Source organism: Aeromicrobium sp. YIM 150415, assembly GCF_016918125.1.
GTDB lineage: Bacteria > Actinomycetota > Actinomycetes > Propionibacteriales > Nocardioidaceae > Aeromicrobium > Aeromicrobium piscarium.
The window spans coordinates 1-22,510 of record NZ_JAERWM010000001.1; the positions used below are offsets into that span (position 1 = coordinate 1).

The window sequence follows — 22,510 nt, forward strand, 5'->3', positions numbered from 1 at the left end:
TGCCGGACTCGACGAAGTCGTCGATCTCGCCGTCGAGCACGGCCTGGGTGTTACCGGTCTCGTGCTCGGTACGCAGATCCTTGACCATCTGATACGGGTTGAGCACATAGTTGCGCATCTGGTCGCCCCACGAAGCGGCGACGTCGCCGCGCAGCTCATCGAGCTGGGCACGCTCCTCGGCCTTCTTGAGCGCGAGCAGCTTGGCCTTCAAGATGACCATCGCGCTGGCCTTGTTCTGCAGCTGCGACTTCTCGTTCTGGCAGCTCACCACCACGCCGGTGGGGATATGGGTGAGGCGGACCGCGGAGTCGGTCGTGTTGACGCTCTGCCCGCCCGGACCGCTGGAACGGTAGACGTCGACGCGGATCTCCTCATCGGGGATGTCGATGTCGTCGGTGGCCTCCAGCACCGGCACGACCTCGACCGCCGCGAACGAGGTCTGCCGGCGGCCCTGATTGTCGAACGGGGAGATGCGCACGAGGCGATGCGTGCCGGCCTCGACCGACAGCGTGCCGTAGGCATAAGGCGCCTTGATGGCGAAGGTCGTGGACTTGAGCCCCGCCTCTTCGGCATAGGAGGTGTCATAGATCTCGACCGGATAGTCGTGGCGCTCGGCCCAGCGCACGTACATGCGCTGCAACATCTCCGCGAAGTCGGCGGCGTCGACACCACCGGCACCGGACCGGATCGTCACGAGAGCCTCGCGCTCGTCGAACTCACCGGAGAGCAGGGTGCGCACCTCAAGGCTCTCGATCGCGCTGGCAAGTCGGTTGATCTCCGCCTCCGCCTCCGCACGCGAATCGGCATCCCCCTCCTCGGCCGCGAGTTCGAGGAGCACCTCCACGTCCTCGAGCCGCTGCCGCAGGGAGGTGGTGCGCTCGAGTTCGGCCTGGAGGACGGACAACCGCCCGGTGACTCGTTGTGCATTGGCCTGGTCGTCCCACAGGTCCGGCGCGCCGACCTGCTCCTGCAGTTCGGCGATCTCGGCGCGGATCGCATCGAGATCGAGCACCTTCTCGATCGACGCCATGGTCGCGTCGAGATGCTTCAGACGTTCGGACAGATCAGGAAGAGCCACCCTGGCAGGTTATCGCCTGGCGTGAACCCGCAGCCACTCACGTGGCTTCGGAAGGTCACGGACCGGCGAAGCGTAACTGCGCCGTCGATTCGGCGGCGATGTCCACCTCTCCGTTCCATCCCGGTGGGCGGAGAGGGAGCACATAGCGGCGATCGAGACGGACGGTCACCATGTCGCCCTGCACCACCACGTCCACTCCGGTGTCGAAGGGGACCACCGATCGCGTCAATGCCGATGCCTCACGCAGATCGAGAACGATCGTGGATCCGGCATCCCCACCGAGATACAGCTGATCACGCGCCAGCCCATCGGCCGCGGTGAGCGCCGCCCTGTCAGCGAGGTTCATCAGATCGCGCCGTTCCAGGAACGCGGCCGAGGCGTTGACGACCACGACGGTCAGCAGACCGAGCACCAGCAGCAGGCCGATGGCCAGGACCGTGGTGTTGCCCTCATCGCGCCTCATGGTGCCCCGCGATAGGTGCCGAACGGTTCGGTGTGGGTCGAGCTGATGTCGATACCGGCGAGCGAGCTCCCCCAGGCATCGGGAACCAAGGGCAGCGGCTGCCGCGTCGTCACGACCACCTCGACGCGCCCACCCGGCTCGAAGCACGCCGGAACACAGCGCAGTTCGATCTCCGGCCGCACGTCGACCCCGAAGTCTCGCCAGGTCAGATCCGCCGCGCGATGAGCCAGCTGGTGGGCGGTCGACTCGTCAGGCGCCTGGACGAACGCTCGCGTCGCCGCAGCACTCGCAGTGGAGGCGGCATACGCCGTCCGCTGGGTGTCGAAGACCGCCACGACGGCATAGACGAAGGGGACCAACAACAGCACCACGAGCCAGGTCAGCTCGATGGTCGCGCTCCCCCGCTCCGTCACGGCTCTCCCTGGATGACGGCGTGACCGGTCACCGTGACCGGGACACCCGGGCCGGCCACGCCGAGCGGCGGGACTTCCGCGTGCATCGTGACCTCGACGACGGGGAGCCCGTCGAGCGTGGTGCGAGTCGCAGCGATGTCCTCGGCGAAGCGCGCCGCCAGCGTCGTGTCGGCGAGACGTCGCGCACTCTGCTCGGCATCGGCGACACTGGCTCCGAGCGGCGCCCCGGCACGAGCTCCTTCGGTGGCTGCCGCGGTCAACGTCGAGCGCACATGCGCGACCAAGGCGAGCTGGACGATGCCGATCGCGATCGGCAGTACCAATGCGAGCGCCAGGACGAACTCCGGCACCGCGGCACCGCGCTCACGCGTCATCCCCCGACGGCGCTCAGAGCGCTGTCGAGCATCGCACTGAGCCGCGGCCCGGCGATCGCCGTCAGCGCCGCCACCAAGCCCGCGGTCATGATCGTGACCATGACCCAGCCGGGCACGTCCCCCTGCTCATCGCGGGGCCGGTCGATCCATCGTCGCAGCATCATTCTTCCTCTCTTCGGGGTCAGAAACCGGATGTCAGGGTGAGGCTGACCCACCCGGGGTAGAAGGCGAAGATCACGGTGACGGGCAGGACGAGGAAGACGACCGGGATCATCATCGTGATCTCCCGCCGGCCCGCGGACTCCACGAGCGCGCGTCGCCCGGCATCGCGGACATCGGCGGACTGCGCATGCAGCACGTCCACCAGCGGTGTGCCGCGTTCTACCGCGACGGCCATCGCCTCGGCGAATCGCGCGATGCTCGGAACCCCCGTCCGGCGCCCGAGCGCGGTGAAGGCCTCCGGTACCGGCGTGCCCGAACGTATGTCGGCGAGGAGTCGCGCGAACTCGTCTCCGAGTGGACCGCGCAGCCGCGCGCCGACCCGTTCGACCGCGGCCCGTGGGCTCTCCCCCGCCGCGACGGCCAGGGCGAGCAGATCAGCCGCGACGGGGAACTCCCGCACGAGCCGTTGCTCTCGGTCCCGGACCTGGGCGGTCAGTCGTTGATCGCAGCCGAAGACTCCAGCCAGGCCGCCGGCGAGGCAGAGCACGAGCAGCGGCGCCAGGGTCGCCCCGCGCGCGGACGCCGCCAGCGCGACGGCGAAGGCCACGCCGAAGCCGGCCAACCCCCACTGGGCCTGCCGCATACGGAAGTCCTCGAGATCACCCCGATCCCCCGCACGCACGAGCCTCCTGGAGACGCTCGCCCCGCTGCCGACGATCTCGCCCACCGCGGTCGTGCTCGCGCGCCAGATCGACGTCAGTCGAGGACCGAGGGACTCCACCGCAGGATCGTGCACCCGTAGATCGCGCACATAGGGCCCGACACGTGCCATCAGCGCCGGACGACGGTTCTCGCGCCACGCCACGACCACCAGGACGAGCCCCATGCTGAGCAGCAGGCCGATGACCGCGCCGATCATGCGAGCACCCGGTCTTCCAAGGGGAGCCGGCCGGCGCGCAGCATCAATCGGTAGGCCACCAGACAGCTGAACGCGCCACCGACGAGCACGGCGACGCCCATCGGCTCCCCGAACCGCCCGATCACCTCGCGCTGGCCGCTCATGAACACGAGGACCAGCCATGGAGCGGCGACGGCCAACCTGGCACCGGAGACGGTCCACGATTGACGCGCCTCCAGCTCTCCCCGAGTGCGCTGATCATCGCGGATATATCCCGCGAGTGAGCGGAGCATTCGTCCGAGGTCTCCCCCACCGACCTCGCGGGCGAGTCGGAGCGCCTCGACGACACGATCACCCGTCGGGTCCGCCAAACGGCCCTTGAGCAACTCGAGGCTCTCCACGAAGCGGCCGGAGGACTGATAGTCGCGGGCGAAGGCCGCGAACGGTTCGCGCAGCGGTTCGGGACCGTGCTCGGCCAGGCTGATGACCGACTCAGGAAGCGACATGCCCGCGCGCACCGCTGATGCCAGCTGGTCCACCGCGTCCGGCCAGGCCTGAGCCTGCTCGCGGCGCCGGCGCCGCTCCACGCCGTGGACGATCGTCACCGGCAACACCGCGGCGGCGAGACCGGCTATCGCACCGATCACCAGGACACCGGTGATCGCCGTGACCAGCAGCCCGCTGATCAGCCCGAGCAACGTCCCCACGCCGAGCCAGGTCCAGGGCACTCGTCGGGAACGCGATCGCCGCCGGGTGGCCGCCCCGGGGTCGCTCGCCGTGAGGATGAGCAACAGCCCGATCCCGGCGGTGAAGCCGATCAGTGCACCCATGCCGGCTCCTCGCGTGTTCGTCGGCCCGCCATCGCGTCGTACACCGTCTCGGTCTCGATCACGTCTCCCTCGATCCGGCCGGTGACACGGATGACCTCGCGCACGGCTCGGCGACCGTCCGCGGCGATGGCGGTGTGGACCACGAGATCCACGCACGAGGCGACGGTGGGCACCACGAACCGCGCGGAGATGTTCTCACCGGCGAGCAACGGCAGCGTGCACAGCTTGGTCAGCGCCTGCAGCGCGGAGCTGGCGTGGACGGTGGCCATGCCCGGCAGGCCGGCGTTGAGCGCCAGCAGCAGGTCGAGGGCCTCCGCGGCGCGCACCTCGCCCACGATGATCCGGCTCGGCCGCATCCGCAGAGCCTCTTTGACCAGGGTGCGCAGCGTGATCTCCCCGGTGCCCTCGAGGCCGGCCTGGCGCGTCTGCAGCGCCACCCAGTCCGGGTGAGCGCAGCGCAGTTCGAAGACCTCTTCCACCGAGATCAGTCGCTGGCTTCCCGGGATCGTGCCGGCCAGACAGTTCACCAGGGTGGTCTTGCCGGCTTGGGTGCCGCCGGAGACGACGATGTTGTTGCCGTCCAGGACCGCCTCGCGCAGCAGCGCGGCGAGCTCGGTGTCGATCGTGCCGAGCGAGATGAGGTCTTCGAGTGAGGATGCCTTGGTGACGAACTTGCGGATGTTGACGGCGGTGAAGTCGCGCGCAATGCCGCTCAAGGCGACGTGCAGACGATGCCCGCCGGGCAACATCGCGTCGACGAAAGGCTGACTCAGATCGAGCCGGCGCCCGGTGCTCGAGAGCATCCGCTCGACCAGCTCCCGCACACGCTCGGCGGTGAGCCGGACCGATGTCAACTCGTGTCGGCCGTCGCGAGCGATGAAGACGCGATCCGGTTCGTTGATCCAGATCTCCTCGACGTCGTCGTCATCGAAGAACCGCTGCAGCGGGCCGAAACCGGCCGCATCGGCCACCAGCTGCCCGACCACCACGTCGGGGTCGTCCAGCGAACGAACGGCACCGGTGAGACTCCGGGCCTCGTGCTCCGCCACCACATCGGCAGCCGCCGCACGCACCGCCTCGATGTCATCGGCCGGATCGATACGCCGCTCGCGCACGAGACGACGCACCTGTTGCGCCAAAGCCTGATCCACGGCCCCTTCACCCCCGATGAGAAACGGACCCTCGTGGCCGATCTTGCACGAGATGGTCCGCTTCGGGAAGACCCCACCGCCAGAATGTGGACAACCTCGACGCTCACCGCTTCGCGCCGGCGGGGGGAGACCGGAGGAGCTCAGGTCCAGAGCGTGATGGCGGCGACGATGCCCGCCGCCACCACCCCGGCTCGCAGCAGCGGTGCTGGCATTCGGCGCGCGATCCGCGCACCCGCGTACCCGCCGAAGATCGAGCCGACGGCCAGCAATGCCACCACCGCCCAGTCGATATCGGCCACCACCACGAAGACCGCTCCCGCGACCACATTCGAGGCCATGACCGATGTCGTCCGCAGAGCACCGATGATCCGCAAGTCGATGTCCAGCCCGATCGCGAGGACGGCGATCATCATGACGCCGGCCCCGGCGCCGAAGTAGCCGCCGTAGACACCCGTGAGCACGACGAACACGGTGGTCAGCGGAGAGAGCCGGACTCGAGCGGGCCGGTTCTCTCCCTCGGGATGGCGTGCCGCGAGCCAGCGCGAGATCCGCGGCTGCACTCCCACCAATAGACAGGTGCCGAGGATCAGCCATGGCGCCACCCACTCGAAGACGCTGGACGGCAGACCGAGCAGCAGCGCGGCACCGATACTCCCCGCGAGCCCGGTCAGGACGACCACCCGCACCGCCAGGCCACGCACCTGGCGCAGTTCCTCGCGGTATCCGATGACCCCGCCGGCGCCAGCCGGGATCAGGCCCACCGTGTTGGTCGTATTGGCGACCACCGGGGGAAGTCCGACCGCGAGCAGGATCGGGAAGCTCAGCAGCGACGCGACCCCGACCGATGAGCTGAGGATTCCGGCACCGAACCCGGCCGCGAGAACGAGCGCGATCTCGGCGGCACCCATCGCACCCTCCTCACACATCCTATTGGCTAGGCCACTGAACCACCCTCAGGCTGTTCTCGACAACCCCCGCACCGGCACGACGAGTCGGACGCTCGGCATCGAGAGCTCAGTCGAGCATGCCCTGGCATGCCACGGCTGCGGCAGTGGGGTCGCCGGCGATGATCGCCTCGGCGACGGCATCGAGGGCGCGCAGCAAGTCCGGAGACGCCTGCGGCGCGGGCGCCTGCTCGCTCATCATGTCGTCCAGATCGGCCAACAGCGGCGCATCGGCGAGCTTGCGGATACTCCGCATGGTGTGCTCGAAGGACCGCGGCCGCCCGTCATCGGCCAGCATCGCCAACCGTAGAGAGGACTGCGGGTTCACGGCAGCTGATCTTGCCATTCCAGCTAGAATCGCCTCCCGCGCGACCACGACTTCACGGACCGGACGGCCCTCGAGCCGCACCCCGCTCCCCGCGTCGGGGCTGGCCGGGGCAGGGTCACGCACCATCGCACCCACCCCGTGGCGGACCTCGACGCGACCTCGGGTCTCCAGCGCCGCGAGCGCCTGCGAGACCGTCGCACGGCTGACGCCGAGCTCCTGAGCCAACTGACGCTCCGGAGGAAGACGGTCGCCGCCGACCAGCCCCTGAGCCTCGATGAAGTCCGAGATATGGGCCGCCAGGCTCTCGTACAGGCGTTCGCGACGGACCGGCGAGAGACGGTTGACGGGGTTCTTTGCCACGGCTCCATCATAGATACTTCAGTGGCCGAGTTGCCAAGTGGCCTAGCCACTTGTCATAGTAGACGCCGTTCGCCGTATGACACCGGTCACACGAACCCGATCTGATCCCAACCCTCTGAGAGAAGTCCCATGTCTCACGCACTCATCGCGTTGACGGTTCTCGCCATCGTCTTCCTGGTCGCGACCATCCGCGGCGTCAACATGGGCGCCTTGGCGCTCGTTGCCTCTTTCGTCGTCGGCCTCAGCGTCTACGGCTCCACGACCGATGACGTATTGGCCGGTTTCCCCGCTGACCTCTTCGTGATCCTCGTCGGCGTCACCTATCTGTTCGCGCTGGCCAAGAACAACGGCACCGTGGACTGGCTCGTGCACGGTGCCGTACGCGCGGTCGGAGGGAGGGTGGCGCTCGTCCCCTGGGCCATGTTCACCGTCTGCGCACTCGTCACCGCGATCGGCGCCGTGAGCCCCGCAGCAGTCGCCATCGTGGCCCCCGTGGCGATGGGCTTCGCGCTCCGCTACGAGATCCATCCGGTCATGATGGGCATGATGGTCGTCCAGGGCGCTACCGCCGGCAGCTTCTCCCCCATCGGCATCTTCGGCTCCATCACCAACGGCGTGGTCGACTCCAACGGCCTCCCCGGCAGCCCCGCCTTCCTGTTCGTCGCGACCTTCCTCGCCGCGACGCTGATCGCCGTGATCACCTATCTGGCCTTCGGCGGGCGCGAACTCATCTCCCGGGGCCGTGAACAGGCCACGGTCAACGCGATGGGCGCCGAGGCGGAGGCCGCGAGTCACGAGGCGACGCGTCCCGGCCCGTCGGGCACACCGCACTCGGCGGTCGAAGCCGGCCGCAGCGTCTCCTCCGACGAGTCGGTCGAGGTCGACTTCCGGCTCAACCCGCAGCGGATCGTCACGCTCCTCGGCCTCGTCGCACTCATGGTGGGCGCCCTCGGCTTCGACCTCGATGTCGGCTTCACCGCGCTGACCATCGCGGTCGTCCTGACCCTGGTCTATCCGAAGTCCGCCAAGGGCGCCGTCGAGAAGATCAGCTGGGGCACCGTGCTGCTGATCGGCGGCATCGTCACCTATGTCACGCTGCTGCAGAACCAGGGCGTGGTCGACTGGCTCGGCGACCGTGTGGCCGATGTCGGCAGCCCGCTGGTCGCCGCACTGCTCATCTGCCTCATCGGTGCCGTCGTCTCGGCCTTCGCCTCGACCACCGGCATCATCGGTGCTCTCATCCCCTTGGCCGTGCCCTTCCTGCTCACCGATCAGGTCAACGCGATCGCTCTGATCGCCGCGCTCGGCATCGCGAGCTCGGTCGTCGACTGCAGCCCTTTCTCCACCAATGGCGCACTCGTGGTCGCCAATGCCGAGCCGCGCGATCGCGACATGGTGTTCAAGCGCCTCATGCAGTGGGGCATGTCGATCGTCGTCGTCGCACCTGCGGTCGCCTGGGCCGTTCTCGTGCTGCCCACAGCCTAGGAGGAGCTTCACAGCCGACTCACAACCAACGCATGGCCGGGTGCCACGTCCGGGGGAGATCGTGAGCGCATCAACGCACTCACCTGGCCGGACGGCACCCGGCGGCGCATCCGCGCCGTAGACGACGAAAGAGAACCTGACCCGGCCGCTGGGCACAGGGCCCAGACTTCCGCGGCGCCGCTCCCCGTCAATCCACCGCGCTCCCGTACTAACCTGGCGCAGGCCCCGTGCCCGCACGTACGCGATGCAGCCGGAGTGCGAGGTGGATCTCCAGGACCCGGTCCACGTCCTGCCAGTCGGTGCCGAGGAGCCAACCGACGCGTTCCAGCCGCTGCTGCACCGTGTTGCGGTGGACGTTCAACATCACGGCGGCCTGCTGCAGACTCCGCCCGGAGTCGAGATAGGCCTCCAGCGTCGCCACCAAGACGGTGCCCCGCCGCGCGTCATAGTCGAGGACCGGCTCCAGCACCGAGCCCGCGTAAGCGCTCAGCGAGGAGCCACCGTTCGTGCTCAGCAAGGATCCGATGAAGCCCAGCGATCCTGGTGTTCCCCAGCGGCGGCGGGCGGCGAGACGCTGTACCGCTGTCAGGCAGTCGCTCGCCTCCGCATAGGCCGCGACGAGCCCGTCCGGAGAGGACGCGACGGTACTCCCGCCGACGCGCGGGGCCTCGGGCCCAGCCTCGGCCAGCGCGGTCCACAAGGACTCGGCGACCGCCTCCGGCGAGGTCGACTCCGGACACGGGACGACGACGGTGAGCTGATGGACCGGCCGGCCGGCTCCGGCGAGCCCACCCAGCCTCCGGGCGAACCGCTGAGCCGCACGCAGGAACCCGGCGGCATTCGCGGTGGACTCGGCCCGCAGTACGACACACGGTGTTCGCACGTCCAGCCCGAACCGGCCAGCTCGTGCGACCGCGCGCGCCCCACGCTCACCCCCGGCCACGAGATCGTCGACGACCTCTCCGGCGACCCTCAGCTCGCCCTCGAAGATCGACCGATCCAGCAGGATCCTCAGCGCGCACACCATCGCGGCGCGTTCGAGCGTGCGTTCCTCCAGCGGGTTCAGGTCCGCGCCGGGCTCTCGGGCCGGTCTCACCAGGACGAGAGACCCGAGCACCTCACCACTCGCGACCACCGGGGCCAGCCAGCATCGCGTGTCACCCTCCCCCCAGCGCCTCAGGCGGCCTCCGGGCTCGGACGCCTCTCGCTCGACACGCGGAAGGCTGGCGGCCAGTTCCTCCGGCCCGCCGGCCAATATCGCTCCCTCGGCATCGCGGATGAGCACGCTTCCGCCGATGAGCGAGCACACCGCCTCGGCCACCGATTCCACGTCCGCTCCCTCGAGGAGCAACCGCATCATCCGGTCGTGTGCCGCACTCGACCATTCGAGGAGGTCGTTGTTGTCTCGCACGACGACATTGGCGTGCTGGAGCTCGGCCAGCGCTGTCTCTCGTTCGTCACGCACCTGCGCGCCGCTGAGCGCGAGAGCCGCGAAGGACGCCAGTGCGTTCAGCGTGCCCAAGTGCTCGGTCGAGATCGTCGTCGGGGACCGGTAGCTCGCGACGAGCACGCCGATCACCGTCTCACCTCGGAACAGCGGCGCGCCCACGAGCGTGCGGAGTCGCTCGGCTCCCACCGAATCGTCACCGGTGGGGTCGTGCGTGATGCGAGGATCGACCATGTAGTCCTCGGAGACATACGCGCTCCTGGTCGTCGCGACCAAGCCCGTGATGCCCGACCCGGACGCGGTCCGCTGACGCCGGAACGCCTCGGTGAAGGCACCCACGCACGTGCGGGTGGTGGCCATGCCGTCCTCCCCCAGGATGTTCAGATGGGCGACATCGCAACGCAGCTGCTCGCGTGCCGCCCGCGCGATGACGTCGAGGAGCTCGTCGACGGCCGACACGTTCAGCAACTGCTCGGATGTCCTCACGAGGGCCCGCAGCCCGTCCTCCCGATCACGGCGGGCCGCCGCTTTCCAGGTCAGCTCCGTCACCTCCTGACGCAGGTCCCCGATGGGCTCGCCGATGCGCCGCAGCTCCCGCTCCGCCTCGTCGAGGGCGGGCCCGGGATCGTCGAGACCCTCTACCGCGTTCAGCAGCCGACCGATAGCACCGGCGAGTGACCCAGAGCACATATCGAGGGATTAGATCATGGCCTTGAAGACATGTACACGGTCTCGACGCTTCGGCTTAACTTCTGTGCCATGCCCTCAGCGCCCCAGCCACTCTCGGACATCCGCATCATCGACCTGACACGTGCCCTGGCGGGCCCTTTCTGCACGACCCTGCTGGCCGATCTCGGAGCGGATGTCATCAAGGTCGAGTCCCTCGGCGGCGACATGATCCGGAGCTGGGGACCCTATGACGGCGATATCAGCCTCTACCACCTGTCGGTCAACAGGAACAAGCGCTCGATCGCCGTCGACCTGCACTCCGAGGACGGACGGGAGCTGTTGCACGACCTGGTGCGCGATGCCGACGTGCTGGTCGAGAACTTCCGACCGGGTGTCCTCGACGATTTGGGCTTCGGACCGTCGAGTGTCGCTCGCGACTACCCGGACCTCGTCGTCGCGAGTGTGAGCGGCTTCGGCCCCCGAGGACCACTGCGCGACGATCCCTGCTTCGACCAGATCGCCCAGGGCATGGCCGGCCTGATGTCGGTCACCGGCACCCCGGACGGCGAGCCGATGCGCTCCGGCCTCCCGATCGCCGACCTCCTCTCCGGGATGTTCACCGCGATCGGGGTCGCCGGCGCGCTCTTCGGACGCGAACGCGGTGGCGGTGGCTCACGCGTCGAGACCTCGCTGCTGGAGAGCGTCCTCGGCGTCATGACCTTCCAGGCGCAGCGCTACCTCAATCTCGGCGAGATCCCGCCACGGGTCGGGAACGAACATCCGGTCATCGCGCCCTACGGCGCGTTCCGCACCGAAGACGCCCCGGTCAACCTCGCGGTGGCCACCGACGGGCAGTGGAAGCGGCTCTGCGAGATCCTCCAAGAGCCCTCCCTGCTCACCGACCCGCGATTCGCCGACGGCCGCTCGCGCAGCGCGAATCGCCACGCTCTGAAAGAGGTGATCGAGCAGCGGCTGACCGGGCATCCCAGCGCCCACTGGCTCGAACGCTTCCGTACAGCCGAACTGCCGGCCGGTCCGATCCACGATCTGGCGGGGGTCTTCGACGACATCCAGATCCAGGCCCTCGAGATGGTGGCCGACTTCGACCATCCGCATCTCGGGCCGTCCCGCACGTTGCGCGGTCCCTGGCGGATCGACGACGTCCCCATGTGGATCCGGCGCCCCGCCCCTGGATTCGGCGAGCACACCGTCGAGGTGCTCACCGAGTTCGGGCTGTCCCCCGAGCGCATCGACGCTCTGCTCGCCTCCGACAGGGTGCGAGCCGGCGAACAGGTGAGCGGGCGGGCCGCCCGATGACGGCCACGAAGCCCGTGCGCGGCACCGTCCAGGACGGTATCGGCGTCGTCGTCCTGGACCGCGCGGGGAAGCACAACGCCCTCACCACGGACATGTGGAATCAGCTGCCGACTCTGCTCACCGAGCTGGTCGACCACGGGGCAGCGTGCATCGTGATCACGGGGGCGAACGGCTCCTTCTCCGCCGGGGCCGACCTGCGCGAGGTCTACCGTGCCACCCAGAGCCGTCACGAGGCCGAAGCCTTCTGTCAGGCCGTCGTCGGAGCGCTCACGGCGATCGCGAGCTGCCCGGTTCCCACCATCGCCCGGCTGAGCGGGATCGCCTCGGGCGGCGGCGCCGAGATCGCTCTCGCGGCAGACCTGCGCATCGCCGACGACACCGCGCGGTTCCAGCTACCTCTCGCCGGTCTGGGGGTCGTACCCGACCACTTCACCTACGAGCGCTTGGCGAAACTCGTCGGCAGCTCGACGGCCCGCTACCTTCTTCTCACCGCCGAGACCCTCGACGCGGCGGATTGCCTTCGCACCGGCATCGCCCACGAGGTCACGGCCCCCGAGGAGCTCGACCGCCGCATCGATCGCCTCACGGCACGGTTACGTCACCATTCGGCGTTCGCGCTCACCGGCATCAAGCAGATGGCCCTCGGCCACGAGCTTCGCGACGACCTGCCGCGGCTCTCGGCGCCCATGATCGAGTCGTTCATGGCCGGCGATGTCGCCCGCGGCGCCCAAGCATTCCTCAACTAGCGCCACCCGAGCCCAACCAGGAGACATCATGCGTAGATACACACCATCGGCGATCGTGACGGCGGCCGTCGTGAGCCTCGGGCTCACTCTGGGCGCCTGCGGAAGCGGTGGCGCGGGCGGGTCGGACACCGTCAAGCTCCGGCTGTCGCATCAGTGGCCCGAGGACGACTTCCGAGCCGAACTGGCCAACCGCTTCGCCGAGGAGGCCGCGGAGGAGACCGGCGGTGCCGTCGAGATCACGGTCTACCCGAATGCCAGCCTGATCGGCGCCAACGAGCAGTTCGAGGCGCTGTCCACCGGAGCGATCGACATGTCGGTGTTCCCGCTTTCCTACGCTTCCGGACAGGCGCCGGAGTTCGACATCACGATGATGCCCGGCCTGGTCCGCGACCACGCGCAGGCACGCACGTGGCCCGACTCGCCCATCGGCGAACGGGTCGAGAGCCTCGCGGACGAGCGCGGCGTCCAGATCCTCACCTGGGTCTGGAACTCCGGGGCCTTCGCCACCAAGGGCGATCCGATCGTCACGCCGGACGATATCCGTCGGGGCATGGTGATGCGCGGCGCCGGCACCTCGACCGAGACGGTGCTGCGGGCGGCCGGCGCGGGTGTCTCCAGCCTCCCCTCCAATGAGATCTACAGCGCGATGCAGACCGGCGTCCTGGACGGCGTGACCACCTCGGCGTCGTCGACGGTCTCGTTCAACCTGCAAGAGCAGATCGACTCCTACACGGCGCCGACCGATCACAGCATCTGGTTCATCATGGAGCCGCTGATCATCAGCAACGGCGCCTGGGACAAGCTCACCCCCGAGCAGCAGTCGGCGCTCGAATCGGTCGGCAATTCACTGCAGGAGTTCGCCTTCGACGCCTCCGAGGAGGACGACCGGCAGGCCAGCGAGACGCTCGAAGAGGCCGGCGTTGAAGTGGTGGAGATGGACGCGGCCGCCTTCGAACAGTGGCGTGATCTGAGCGAGCAGAGCGCCTGGGCCGACTTCGCGCAGAAGGTCCCCGCAGGCCAGGAACTGCTCGACCTCGCCCTACAGGCCGGAGAAGACCAGTGAACCCGCGCCCGGAGGAGAGCCCCTCGCCCGCGGCGACGAAGCGCTCGCCCCTGCGCTGGATCTCCGTGCTCACCGACGGCACCGGGTATCTCAGCGCTATCGCGCTCATCGTCGCGACCGGCGCGGTGCTCCACGGCGTCATCATGCGCTACTTCTTCAAGGCGCCCACGCTGTGGCAGACGGAGGCGGCCACCTATCTGCTGATCCTCGTCGCCTTCATCGGCAGCGCCTACGGTCTCAAGCACCGTGCCCACGTGGGCGTGGATCTCTTCGTCGAACTGCTGGAACCGCGCAAGCGTCTGATCGCACGTGTCACGACAGCGGTGCTCTCGGTCGCCGTCATCGCCATCGTCGCCGTCACCGCGACATCGATGTGGTGGCACGCCGCCGCGAACGGACACCACGCCACCACGAGCTGGGGACCTCCGTTGGGCGTCGTCTACGCGATCCTCCCGCTCGGCATGCTCCTCCTCGCGCTCGAATACGTCCGTCAGATCGTCGACGCCATCGACTGCCTGCGCCGGGGCGAGCCCGAGGCCGCCGAACTCGTGCGGCGCTCCGCCGGCCACTAGATCCCACCCAACCACTAAGGATTTCCAGATGGATCAGTCTCTCCTGCACGGGGCCGTCGTCGGCATCATCGCCATCGTCCTGTTCATGACGGGCATGCCGATCGCCTTCGCGCTCGGGCTGACCGCCCTGATCGCCATCGTCCTCTACCTCGACGCCTCACAGCTGGACCTCTTCGGCTCGTTCGTCTTCGAATCGCTGAACGACTTCGGTCTGCTGGCGATCCCGCTCTTCGTGCTGATGGGCAATCTCTTCGGCGGATCGAAAGCGAGCCGGCGCCTCTTCGAGGCCGGCGAGGTGTGGCTGTCGAGAATCCGCGGGGGGATCGGAATGAGCAGCGTCCTCGCCTCCTCGGTATTCGCTGCGCTGACCGGGTCGAGCCCCGCCACCGCAGCGGCCATCGGCCGCGTCGCCGTGCCCGAGATGCTCAAGCGCGGCTACTCGGGCCGGATCGCGGCCGGCGCGATCGCCGCGGGCGGAACGCTCGGCATCCTCATCCCGCCGAGTGTGACCCTGATCCTCTACGGCGTCGCCTCAGGACAGTCGATCGGCCAACTCTTCGCCGCCGGCATCATCCCGGGCATCGTGATCACGATGCTGTTCTGCGTGTGGCTGTACATCGCGAAGTCCCTCGACGACGCACGGCAGCGGAAGTTCGCGCTGGCGACCGTCGGGGGCGGCACGGACGCCGGCCCGCCCCCAGCGGACACCCAGCTCCCCGAGGTCAGCTACTCGTGGAAGGAACGATTCGTCAGCCTCGGCCGCATCATGCCGGTGCTCGCCTTGATCCTCGCGGTCCTCGTCGTCCTGTACGCGGGCATCGCGACCCCCAGCGAGGCCGCCGCGGTCGGCGTCGTGCTGGTCCTGCTGCTCGTCGTCGTGGGCTATCGGGGCCTGACCCCGCGGCAGTTCCGCTCGGTGCTGCTGGAGACCACCAACCAGTCCACGATGATCCTGCTCATCACCGCGTTCTCGGCGGTCATCGCCACGGTCCTCAGCTTCATGGCGGTGCCTCAGGCCCTGGCCCAGTGGGTGACCGGCCTGGACATGAACAAATGGCTGGTGCTCCTGGCGATCAACCTCTTCCTCCTCGTCCTCGGCCTGTTCCTCCCCCCGGTGTCGATCATCGTCATGGTGACGCCCATCATCTTCCCGCTCATCGTCGGGCTCGAGTTCGATCCGATCTGGTTCGGCATCATCATGACGATCAACATGGAGATCGGGCTCATCACGCCACCGGTCGGGCTCAACCTCTTCGTCCTGAAAGGCGTCGCCCCGCAGATCCCCCTCAAGGAGATCCTCATCGGCGCGCTCCCCTATGTCGGTGTCCTGGCCCTCTCGATCCTGTTGTTCACCGTGTTTCCCGGGATCGTGACCTGGCTGCCGCAGCTGCTGTATTGACGCCGCGCGCGCCCCTACCGGGTGATCATCACCGTGTGGTTCTCACATGAGTGACGATCACCCGGTAGGTTCGAATCATCGTCCAGACGAAGGAGTGACCGATGGCTCAGAAGCAGTCCATCCTCGGCCGCGTCGCCCAACTGACCCGCGCCAACATCAACGCGCTGATCGACCGGGCCGAAGACCCCGAGAAGATGCTGGATCAGATGATCCGCGACTACACGAACTCGATCGCGGAGGCCGAGAAGGCCGTCGCGGAGACCATCGGCAACCTGCGTCTCGCCGAGTCCGACCACGCCGAGGACGTGCGGGACGCCAAAGACTGGGGTGCCAAGGCCCTCGCCGCCTCGCAGAAGGCCGACGCGCTGCGTTCCAGCGGGCAGGACGGCGAGGCCTCCCGCTTCGACAACCTCGCCAAGGTCGCACTCGGCAAGCAGATCCAGCACGAGACCGAGGCCAAGCAGGCGGCCCCGATGATCGAGTCGCAGAACGAGGTCGTCGAGAAGCTCAAGACCGGTCTGGTGCAGATGCGCGGCAAGCTCGGCGAATTGCAGGTCAAGCGCGATCAGCTCGTCGCTCGCCAGAAGACCGCGCAAGCTCAGGCGCAGGTGCAGTCGGCAGTTCAGTCGATCGATATCTTGGATCCCACGAGCGAACTGTCGCGATTCGAGGACAAGGTGCGCCGGGTGGAGGCCCAGGTCGCCGGACAGGCCGAGCTCGCGTCCTCGAGCATCGACGCACAGTTCGAGGAACTCGAGCTGGACACCACCCAGCTCGAGGTCGAGGCACGACTGGCCGAACTCAAGCAGCTCGGCGCCGGATCGAGCACCCCGCAGAGCTCCCTCACCAGTCAACCGGACGAAACGGAGAACCCCGCATGAAGCTCAGCGAGAGCTACACCTATCCCGCTGCCATCGAGGAGGTCTATGCGCTGATCGTCGACCCCTCGTTCCGCGAATCCGGCTGTGAGGCCCAGGGATCGACGGACTACGACGTCAACGTCGTAGCCGACGGCGGCGGGCACACCGTCACGATCAAGCGCACCATGCCGGCCGATGACATGCCCGAGTTCGTCAAGAAGCTGACCGGCAACTCCGTCAAGGTCGTCCAGACCGAGGCCTGGGGCCCGGCGGATTCCGCCGGTGGGCGCTCGGCCGATGTGAAGGTCGAGATCCTCGGCCAACCCGCCCAGATGAAGGGCACCGCGACCCTCAACGGCAGCGGGGACGCCACCGAGTTCGTCGTCGATGGCGATGTCAAGGTGTCCATCCCGCTCGTCGGCAAGAAGATCGAACCGGTCGTCGGCAAGGCGATCGTCAAGGCCTTGGAGACCGACGTGGAGCTCGGCACCGCTCGGCTCTGACCCGTCCGGGCCGCAGCCAGGCCGGACGATCTTCGTGGCGTGTCACGCGACCCCCTCCGCGTGGCACGCCACCATCATGTCCGGCGCCTGCGCTCAGGCGAAGTGGCGATGCCCCGTCGAGCCGGTGTAGGGCTCCCCGTCGACGGTGACACCCTCGCCCGCGAAAGCGGCGCCGATGACGGTCCAGCCGGCCGGAACCTTCGCATCGCCGGGGAAGGTGGCGACCAGCGCGAAGTCCTCGCCCCCGCCCAGGACGAAGCCGAGCGGATCGAGACCACCCAGCGCGCTCGCCAGCGTCGCCACGGCCTCCGGGATGTCGAGACGCTCGGCCTGGATATCGATCGCCACGCCGCTGGACCGGGAGATGTGCTCGAGATCGGCCAAGAGACCGTCACTCACGTCGATCATCGACGTGGCTCCGGCAGCAGCCGCCGCCGGACCGGCGGCATACGGCGGGGAGGGCCGCCGATGCCCGTCGACGGCCACCTTGGGCGACCGGAAACCGCGGCTGAGCGCGGCATAACCGGCCGCCGACAGTCCGAGGGTGCCCGCGTACGCCACCACGTCCCCGGCGCGCGCTCCCCCTCGCGTGACCGGACGCTCAGCATCACCGAATGCCGTGACCGAGATGACCACCTGATCGGCGGCCGACACATCTCCACCGACCAGATGGGCGCCGACCGTGGCGCACTCGGTCTCGAAACCCACCACCATGTCGTCGGCCCACTGGGCGGGAAGATCCGCCGGAGCCGCGAAGGCCATGGTCAGCGCCGTGGCCACGCCACCCATGGCGTTGATGTCCGAGAGATTGGCGGCCGCCGCCTTGTGGCCGATGTCCAGGGCCGACGACCAGTCACGACGGAAATGACGGCCCTCGATGAGGATGTCGGTGCTCACGACGAAGGTCCCGTCGGCGGTCGCCACGTGCGCGGCGTCGTCACCGGGGCCGAGCAAGACGTACTCACTCGACCCGATCGACCTCGTCACTCGGTCGATGAGTCCGAACTCCCCGATGGCGGCGATGGTCTGATCGTCGTTGCTCACGCCTTGATTGTCCCAGCCGAGAGGGGCGCGACTGAGCCGTTTGCGATAGCGTGTCGTGGCGGTCTCATAGGAGGGAATACCGATGGCTGTTCAGGCGTACATCCTCGTTCAGACTGAGGTCGGCAGGGCGGCGGAGGTCGCCCGCGCGATCGCCGATGTCGACGGCGTCGTCGTGGCAGACGATGTCACCGGTCCCTACGACGTCATCGCTCGGATCGAAGGACCCAGCGTGGACGAGCTCGGCGCGCTGGTGATCTCGCACATCCAGAAGGTCCCCGGCATCACCCGGACACTCACCTGCCCGGTCGTGCGGATCTAGGTCGACCTCAGCGCAGGCCCGTGCTCCGGCCGAGCGCGAGCGCGAGGAGTCGCTCCACCAGCTCCGGGTACGCGATCCCGCTGGCTTCCCAGGCCTTCGGGAACATCGAGTAGGGCGTGAACCCGGGCATCGTATTGATCTCGTTGATGACCAGGCCTCCGTCGACGGAGTCGGTCAGGAAGAAGTCCACCCGCGCCAGCCCTTCCCCGCCGATCGCGTCGAAGGCCTGCAGGGCGTACGCCCGGATCCGATCGCGTTGCGTGGTGCTGATCTCCGCGGGGATGACGTTCTGGCTGGTGCCGTCGAGGTACTTGGCCTCGAAGTCGTAGTAGGTGTGGCCGATGCTGTCGTCGACGACGATCTCGCCGACCTCGCTCGCGATCGGCATGCCGCCGAGATCCTGGATCACCGCGCACTCGACCTCGCGCTTGTGGCGGGCGGCGGCCTCCACGATCACCTTGGGATCGAGCTTGCGCGCCCCCTCGACGGCATCCTCCAGGTGGCCCCAATCGCTCACCATGGTCACGCCCGAGCTCGACCCTGCCCGCGCCGGCTTCACGAACACGGGCAGCCCGAGGGCGTGGACCCGAGCGACGGTGCGCTCACGCTTGGCATCCCACTCCCACGGCTGGATCGTGACATAGGGCAACTGCGGGAGTCCGGCCGCGGAGAACACCGTCTTGGTGAAGGGCTTGTCCATCGCCACGGCGCTCGCGAGAACGCCAGCGCCGACGTAGGGCACGCCCGCCATCTCCAGCATGCCCTGGATGGTGCCGTCCTCGCCCCAGGGTCCGTGCAGCAGCGGGAAGACGACGTCCACCTCGTGCTGCAACCGATCCCACGAGAAATCGGGCCGATCATCGCGGACATAGGGCAGCGTGCCGGAGGGGAGGTCATCCCAGACCCCGGTCTCCTCGACCCAGTGCCCCGTAGGCGTGATCCCCACGGGAAGCACCTCGTAGCGGGACGAGTCGATCACCGCCATCACCTCACGGGCGGTCGAGCACGAAACCCCGTGCTCACTGGAACGCCCACCGAACACCACTGCCACGCGCACACGCTCTGTACCGGTCATCGAACAGCACACTACCGGTGCGAGGAGAATGGACCCATGACGCCACGCGACCTCTCCCCCGCCTCCATCGCCGTGTCCGCCGGACGGCCCCACGCCCCAGGGGACCCGCTCAGCGCCCCCATCACGCTCGCGAGCGCGCTGGTGCCCGGCGGCGACGCGGAGTACGCGCGCGCCGGGAACCCGGTCTGGGCGCCGCTCGAGACCATCGTCGGCGAGCTCGAGGGCGGGGACGCGCTGGCCTTCGCCTCCGGCATCGCGGCCTCTGCCGCGGTCTTCTCCCTCGTTCCCGCCGGCGGTGTGGTCGTCGCCCCGACACATGGCTACTACGGAACGACGCACCAGCTCCGCCAGCGCGGTGACGTGGAGGTCAGGCTCGTCGACGTGTCGGACACACCCTCCACCGTCGATGCGATGCGCGGCGCCACTCACGTGTGGCTGGAATCGCCGACCAACCCGGCGATGGAGGTCGCCGATCTGCCGACATTGATCGCCGCGGCCCACGATGCCGGGGCCCTCGTCGCGGTCGACAACACCTTCCGGACCCCGCTACGCGAACGCCCCTTGGAGCTCGGCGCCGATATCGTGACCCACTCGGCATCGAAACTGCTCGCGGGGCACAGCGACGTGATCTTGGGCCTCACCATCAGCCGTGACCCCGAGTTGTACGCCGCGCTGCGCGCGCATCGTCACGATCATGGGGCCATCCCGGGAGCCCTCGAGGCCTGGTTGACGACGCGGGGCCTGCGCACGCTGGCGGTGCGCCTGGATCGTGCCGAGAGCAACGCCCGCGAGTTGGCCGAACGGCTGACGGCGAGCCCCCTCGTCGACGAGGTCCGCTATCCCGGGTTCGGCACGATCATCGGCCTGGTGCTCGACGACGATCAGCGCGCTCAGCGAGCGACCGAGTCGAGCCGGCTGGTGCGCTATGCCACGAGCCTCGGCGGTGTCGAATCCACGTGGGAACGCAGACGGCGTCATGCGAACGAGGCTCCCTCGATCCCGGCCGGTCTCATCCGTCTGTCGGTCGGCATCGAGGATGTCGAGGATCTCTGGTCCGATATCGAGGCCGCCCTGGCCTGATCGTGGTCAGGAACGTCGTGACAGCGTGATCGCCGCGACGACGAGGAGCAGGCCCGCGACCGTCAGCAGAGCCGCGAGCAACCGGTGGACGGATCCGGTGATGAGCAGCAGGCCGCCCATCACGATGACGGCGAGCCCCAGCACCGCGCGCCCGAGCCGCAGCGGCGTCACCGGATCTCGGGTTTCGCCTCACGGCTGATGAGCGCGGCGACGAGCTCGTCGGGGGTCATCTCGTCGTTGACCAGTGTTCGCACGTGCTCGACGATCGGCATGTCGACGCCGTGCAGGCTCGCCAGCTCCGCGATCGAGGTGCACGACTTGGCGCCCTCGGCGACCTGCCGGGTCTGCTCGGCGACCTGAGCGGCACTCATGCCCTCGCCGAGCTTCTGCCCGAAGGTGCGATTGCGGGACAACGGCGACGAGCAGGTGGCGACGAGGTCGCCGAGACCGGCCAGGCCCGCGAAGGTCATCGGATCCGCGCCCATCCGCACGCCGAGCCGGGTGGTCTCGGCGAGACCGCGCGTGATGACCGATGCCTTGGAGTTGTCTCCGTAACCGAGACCATCGCAGACGCCGACCGCGAGCGCGATGACGTTCTTGGTGGCGCCGGAGAGCTCGGAGCCGATCACATCGGTATTGGTATAGGGACGGAAGGACTCGGTGTGGCACCACTTCTGCAGGAACCCGGCCACCCCGGCGTCCTCGCAGGCGACGACACTGGCCGCGGGCTCGCGGCGAGCGATCTCCTTGGCCAGGTTCGGCCCGGTGACGACGGCGATCCGTTCAGGACCGGCGCCGGTGATCTCGGCGATCACCTCGGTCATGCGTTTGTGCGTGCCGAGCTCGACGCCTTTCATGAGACTCACCAGCACGGCGTCGTCGCGCAGCATCGGCGCCCATCGCGTCAGGTTCTCGCGCAACTGCTGCGAGGGCACGGCGAGAACCACCACCTGTGCGTCGCGGAGGATCTCAGCCTCGTCGTGTGAGGCGACGACGGTCTCCGGCAACTGGATGCCCGGGAGGTAGTCCGGGTTCTCGTGCGTGCGGTTGATCGCCTCGCAGAGCTCCTCGCGACGGCCCCAGAGGCGCACCTCGTTTCCGGCGTCGGCGACGACGATCGAGAAGGCGGTGCCCCAGGAACCAGCACCCATCACAGCGGTCGTCACCATCAGCGCTCCTCCTCGGGGCGGTATCCGGTGCGCGGCGCACCGAGTGTGTGAATGTCGATGCGTGGGCCGGTGGGGCGTTCGCCGCGAACCTCGGCCAACAGGTCGGTGAGCGCGTCCATCAGACGCCCGGTTGCCGCGACGATCTGTGCCTCGTTCGGGTCAGCGCCCAGATCGTCGAGGTCGACCGGCTCTCCGACCAGCACACGATAGGTCCGTCGCGGGAAGAGTCGTAGGCGCTTGTCGTAGGGAAACAGGATGTCCTGAGGCCCCCATTGCACGATGGGTACGAGGGGTCGTCCCGTGGCGAGCGCCACGCGGACCGCGCCCGTTCGCCCGCTCATCGGCCACACCTCGGGATCACGGGTCATCGTGCCCTCGGGATAGATCGTGACGATGCCGCCGGCCGCCACTGCGTCAACGGCGGCCCGCATCGACTCCGCGGCCCCTTCGGTGCCCCGGTACACCGGGATCTGCTGGGTATTGAGCAGAATCCTCCGGAGCACCGGGACACGGAAGAGCGGATCTTTGGCCAGATAGCGCGGTACGATCCCGTGATCGACCATCCAGTGCCCGAACAGCACCGGGTCGGTCCACGAGAGGTGGTTGGCCGCGATCACATAGCCGGGTTCTGGAAGGCGCTCGGCTCCACGCCAGTCTCGTTTGGTGAGGACCATCAACAAGGGCCTCAGGATCCACACGACGACGCGCAGCGTACGCGGCATGGAACGAGCGGCCATGCCCCGAGACTACCGGTCGCGGAC

General features: G+C 68.4%; 26 protein-coding genes. 10 read left to right on the forward strand and 16 right to left on the reverse strand.

What is annotated here, in order from left to right; translation table 11 throughout:
- The 10 genes from prfB to JL108_RS00050 all read right to left on the reverse strand — a co-directional run.
- Positions 1-1,030, reverse strand: a 1,030-nt coding sequence (prfB, locus tag JL108_RS00005; RefSeq protein WP_240190445.1) for a peptide chain release factor 2, incomplete at its 3' end; no start/stop codon positions are given.
- A gap of 103 nt (positions 1,031-1,133) precedes the next feature.
- Complete coding sequence (locus JL108_RS00010; protein ID WP_205196347.1) at positions 1,134-1,541, reverse strand: pilus assembly protein TadG-related protein; 408 nt, start codon at positions 1,539-1,541, stop codon at positions 1,134-1,136.
- Positions 1,538-1,954, reverse strand: coding sequence for a hypothetical protein (locus tag JL108_RS00015; protein ID WP_143914358.1), 417 nt, complete (start codon positions 1,952-1,954; stop codon positions 1,538-1,540). The genes JL108_RS00010 and JL108_RS00015 overlap by 4 nt, the downstream gene beginning before the upstream one ends.
- Positions 1,951-2,328: a TadE/TadG family type IV pilus assembly protein gene (locus tag JL108_RS00020; protein ID WP_205196348.1), complete on the reverse strand. Its 378-nt coding sequence runs from the start codon at positions 2,326-2,328 to the stop codon at positions 1,951-1,953. Before JL108_RS00020 ends, JL108_RS00015 begins: the two co-directional genes overlap by 4 nt.
- Positions 2,325-2,492 (reverse strand): hypothetical protein, encoded by a 168-nt coding sequence (locus JL108_RS00025; protein WP_205196349.1) that lies wholly within the window; start codon positions 2,490-2,492, stop codon positions 2,325-2,327. The genes JL108_RS00020 and JL108_RS00025 overlap by 4 nt, the downstream gene beginning before the upstream one ends.
- A gap of 17 nt (positions 2,493-2,509) precedes the next feature.
- A complete protein-coding gene (locus tag JL108_RS00030; RefSeq protein ID WP_205196350.1) occupies positions 2,510-3,409 on the reverse strand; it encodes a type II secretion system F family protein in 900 nt (299 codons plus the stop codon).
- Positions 3,406-4,218 carry a type II secretion system F family protein gene (locus tag JL108_RS00035; RefSeq protein ID WP_205196351.1) on the reverse strand — a complete coding sequence of 271 codons (813 nt, stop codon included), beginning with the start codon at positions 4,216-4,218 and terminating at the stop codon, positions 3,406-3,408. Before JL108_RS00035 ends, JL108_RS00030 begins: the two co-directional genes overlap by 4 nt.
- Entirely contained in the window at positions 4,206-5,369 is a 1,164-nt protein-coding gene (locus JL108_RS00040; protein ID WP_307837140.1) for an ATPase, T2SS/T4P/T4SS family, read from the reverse strand. Before JL108_RS00040 ends, JL108_RS00035 begins: the two co-directional genes overlap by 13 nt.
- Before the next feature lie 140 nt (positions 5,370-5,509).
- Positions 5,510-6,277 carry a sulfite exporter TauE/SafE family protein gene (locus tag JL108_RS00045; RefSeq protein WP_205196352.1) on the reverse strand — a complete coding sequence of 256 codons (768 nt, stop codon included), beginning with the start codon at positions 6,275-6,277 and terminating at the stop codon, positions 5,510-5,512.
- 106 nt (positions 6,278-6,383) lie between these two features.
- Positions 6,384-7,001, reverse strand: a complete 618-nt coding sequence (locus JL108_RS00050) for a FadR/GntR family transcriptional regulator (RefSeq protein WP_205196353.1) — start codon at positions 6,999-7,001, stop codon at positions 6,384-6,386.
- Positions 7,002-7,130: 129 nt separating this feature from the next.
- Here JL108_RS00050 and JL108_RS00055 point away from each other — a divergent pair, with 129 nt between their 5' ends.
- Positions 7,131-8,486 (forward strand): SLC13 family permease, encoded by a 1,356-nt coding sequence (locus tag JL108_RS00055; protein ID WP_205196354.1) that lies wholly within the window; start codon positions 7,131-7,133, stop codon positions 8,484-8,486.
- 208 nt (positions 8,487-8,694) lie between these two features.
- On the opposite strand, the gene JL108_RS00060 is transcribed toward JL108_RS00055, so the two are convergent.
- The gene (locus JL108_RS00060) at positions 8,695-10,623 is read right to left on the reverse strand and encodes a helix-turn-helix domain-containing protein (protein ID WP_205196355.1); all 1,929 of its coding nucleotides are present in this window, start codon (positions 10,621-10,623) and stop codon (positions 8,695-8,697) included.
- Between the two features lie 69 nt (positions 10,624-10,692).
- On the opposite strand from JL108_RS00060, the gene JL108_RS00065 reads away from it, so the two are divergent.
- From JL108_RS00065 to JL108_RS00095, 7 genes are all read left to right on the forward strand, one after another.
- Positions 10,693-11,919, forward strand: a complete 1,227-nt coding sequence (locus tag JL108_RS00065; RefSeq protein ID WP_205196356.1) for a CaiB/BaiF CoA-transferase family protein — start codon at positions 10,693-10,695, stop codon at positions 11,917-11,919.
- Positions 11,916-12,665: an enoyl-CoA hydratase/isomerase family protein gene (locus JL108_RS00070; protein ID WP_205196357.1), complete on the forward strand. Its 750-nt coding sequence runs from the start codon at positions 11,916-11,918 to the stop codon at positions 12,663-12,665. Before JL108_RS00065 ends, JL108_RS00070 begins: the two co-directional genes overlap by 4 nt.
- A gap of 28 nt (positions 12,666-12,693) precedes the next feature.
- A complete protein-coding gene (dctP, locus tag JL108_RS00075) occupies positions 12,694-13,728 on the forward strand; it encodes a TRAP transporter substrate-binding protein DctP (protein ID WP_205196358.1) in 1,035 nt (344 codons plus the stop codon).
- On the forward strand, positions 13,725-14,300 hold the full coding sequence (locus JL108_RS00080; RefSeq protein ID WP_205196359.1) for a TRAP transporter small permease: 576 nt from the start codon (positions 13,725-13,727) through the stop codon (positions 14,298-14,300). The genes dctP and JL108_RS00080 overlap by 4 nt, the downstream gene beginning before the upstream one ends.
- 28 nt (positions 14,301-14,328) lie before the next feature.
- The gene (locus JL108_RS00085) at positions 14,329-15,699 is read left to right on the forward strand and encodes a TRAP transporter large permease (protein WP_205196360.1); all 1,371 of its coding nucleotides are present in this window, start codon (positions 14,329-14,331) and stop codon (positions 15,697-15,699) included.
- A 101-nt stretch (positions 15,700-15,800) separates the two neighbouring features.
- Positions 15,801-16,580: a PspA/IM30 family protein gene (locus tag JL108_RS00090; RefSeq protein ID WP_205196361.1), complete on the forward strand. Its 780-nt coding sequence runs from the start codon at positions 15,801-15,803 to the stop codon at positions 16,578-16,580.
- Complete coding sequence (locus JL108_RS00095) at positions 16,577-17,062, forward strand: DUF2505 domain-containing protein (RefSeq protein WP_143914349.1); 486 nt, start codon at positions 16,577-16,579, stop codon at positions 17,060-17,062. Before JL108_RS00090 ends, JL108_RS00095 begins: the two co-directional genes overlap by 4 nt.
- Before the next feature lie 93 nt (positions 17,063-17,155).
- On the opposite strand, the gene JL108_RS00100 is transcribed toward JL108_RS00095, so the two are convergent.
- The gene (locus JL108_RS00100) at positions 17,156-18,106 is read right to left on the reverse strand and encodes a thiamine-phosphate kinase (protein WP_205196362.1); all 951 of its coding nucleotides are present in this window, start codon (positions 18,104-18,106) and stop codon (positions 17,156-17,158) included.
- 82 nt (positions 18,107-18,188) lie between these two features.
- Here JL108_RS00100 and JL108_RS00105 point away from each other — a divergent pair, with 82 nt between their 5' ends.
- Positions 18,189-18,425 (forward strand): Lrp/AsnC ligand binding domain-containing protein, encoded by a 237-nt coding sequence (locus tag JL108_RS00105; RefSeq protein ID WP_143914347.1) that lies wholly within the window; start codon positions 18,189-18,191, stop codon positions 18,423-18,425.
- 7 nt (positions 18,426-18,432) lie between these two features.
- On the opposite strand, the gene JL108_RS00110 is transcribed toward JL108_RS00105, so the two are convergent.
- Positions 18,433-19,500 carry a D-alanine--D-alanine ligase family protein gene (locus JL108_RS00110; protein WP_143914346.1) on the reverse strand — a complete coding sequence of 356 codons (1,068 nt, stop codon included), beginning with the start codon at positions 19,498-19,500 and terminating at the stop codon, positions 18,433-18,435.
- Positions 19,501-19,536: 36 nt separating this feature from the next.
- Between JL108_RS00110 and JL108_RS00115 the strand changes: the two genes are divergently transcribed.
- Entirely contained in the window at positions 19,537-20,580 is a 1,044-nt protein-coding gene (locus JL108_RS00115) for a PLP-dependent aspartate aminotransferase family protein (protein WP_205196363.1), read from the forward strand.
- Between the two features lie 6 nt (positions 20,581-20,586).
- Here JL108_RS00115 and JL108_RS00120 read toward each other — a convergent pair whose 3' ends face one another.
- The 3 genes from JL108_RS00120 to JL108_RS00130 are packed head-to-tail and all read right to left on the reverse strand — an operon-like array spanning position 20,587 to position 22,486.
- Complete coding sequence (locus JL108_RS00120; protein WP_205196364.1) at positions 20,587-20,751, reverse strand: hypothetical protein; 165 nt, start codon at positions 20,749-20,751, stop codon at positions 20,587-20,589.
- Positions 20,748-21,749, reverse strand: a complete 1,002-nt coding sequence (locus tag JL108_RS00125) for an NAD(P)H-dependent glycerol-3-phosphate dehydrogenase (RefSeq protein WP_205196365.1) — start codon at positions 21,747-21,749, stop codon at positions 20,748-20,750. Before JL108_RS00125 ends, JL108_RS00120 begins: the two co-directional genes overlap by 4 nt.
- Positions 21,749-22,486 carry a 1-acyl-sn-glycerol-3-phosphate acyltransferase gene (locus JL108_RS00130; protein WP_205196366.1) on the reverse strand — a complete coding sequence of 246 codons (738 nt, stop codon included), beginning with the start codon at positions 22,484-22,486 and terminating at the stop codon, positions 21,749-21,751. The genes JL108_RS00125 and JL108_RS00130 overlap by 1 nt, the downstream gene beginning before the upstream one ends.
- Positions 22,487-22,510 lie beyond the last annotated feature (24 nt).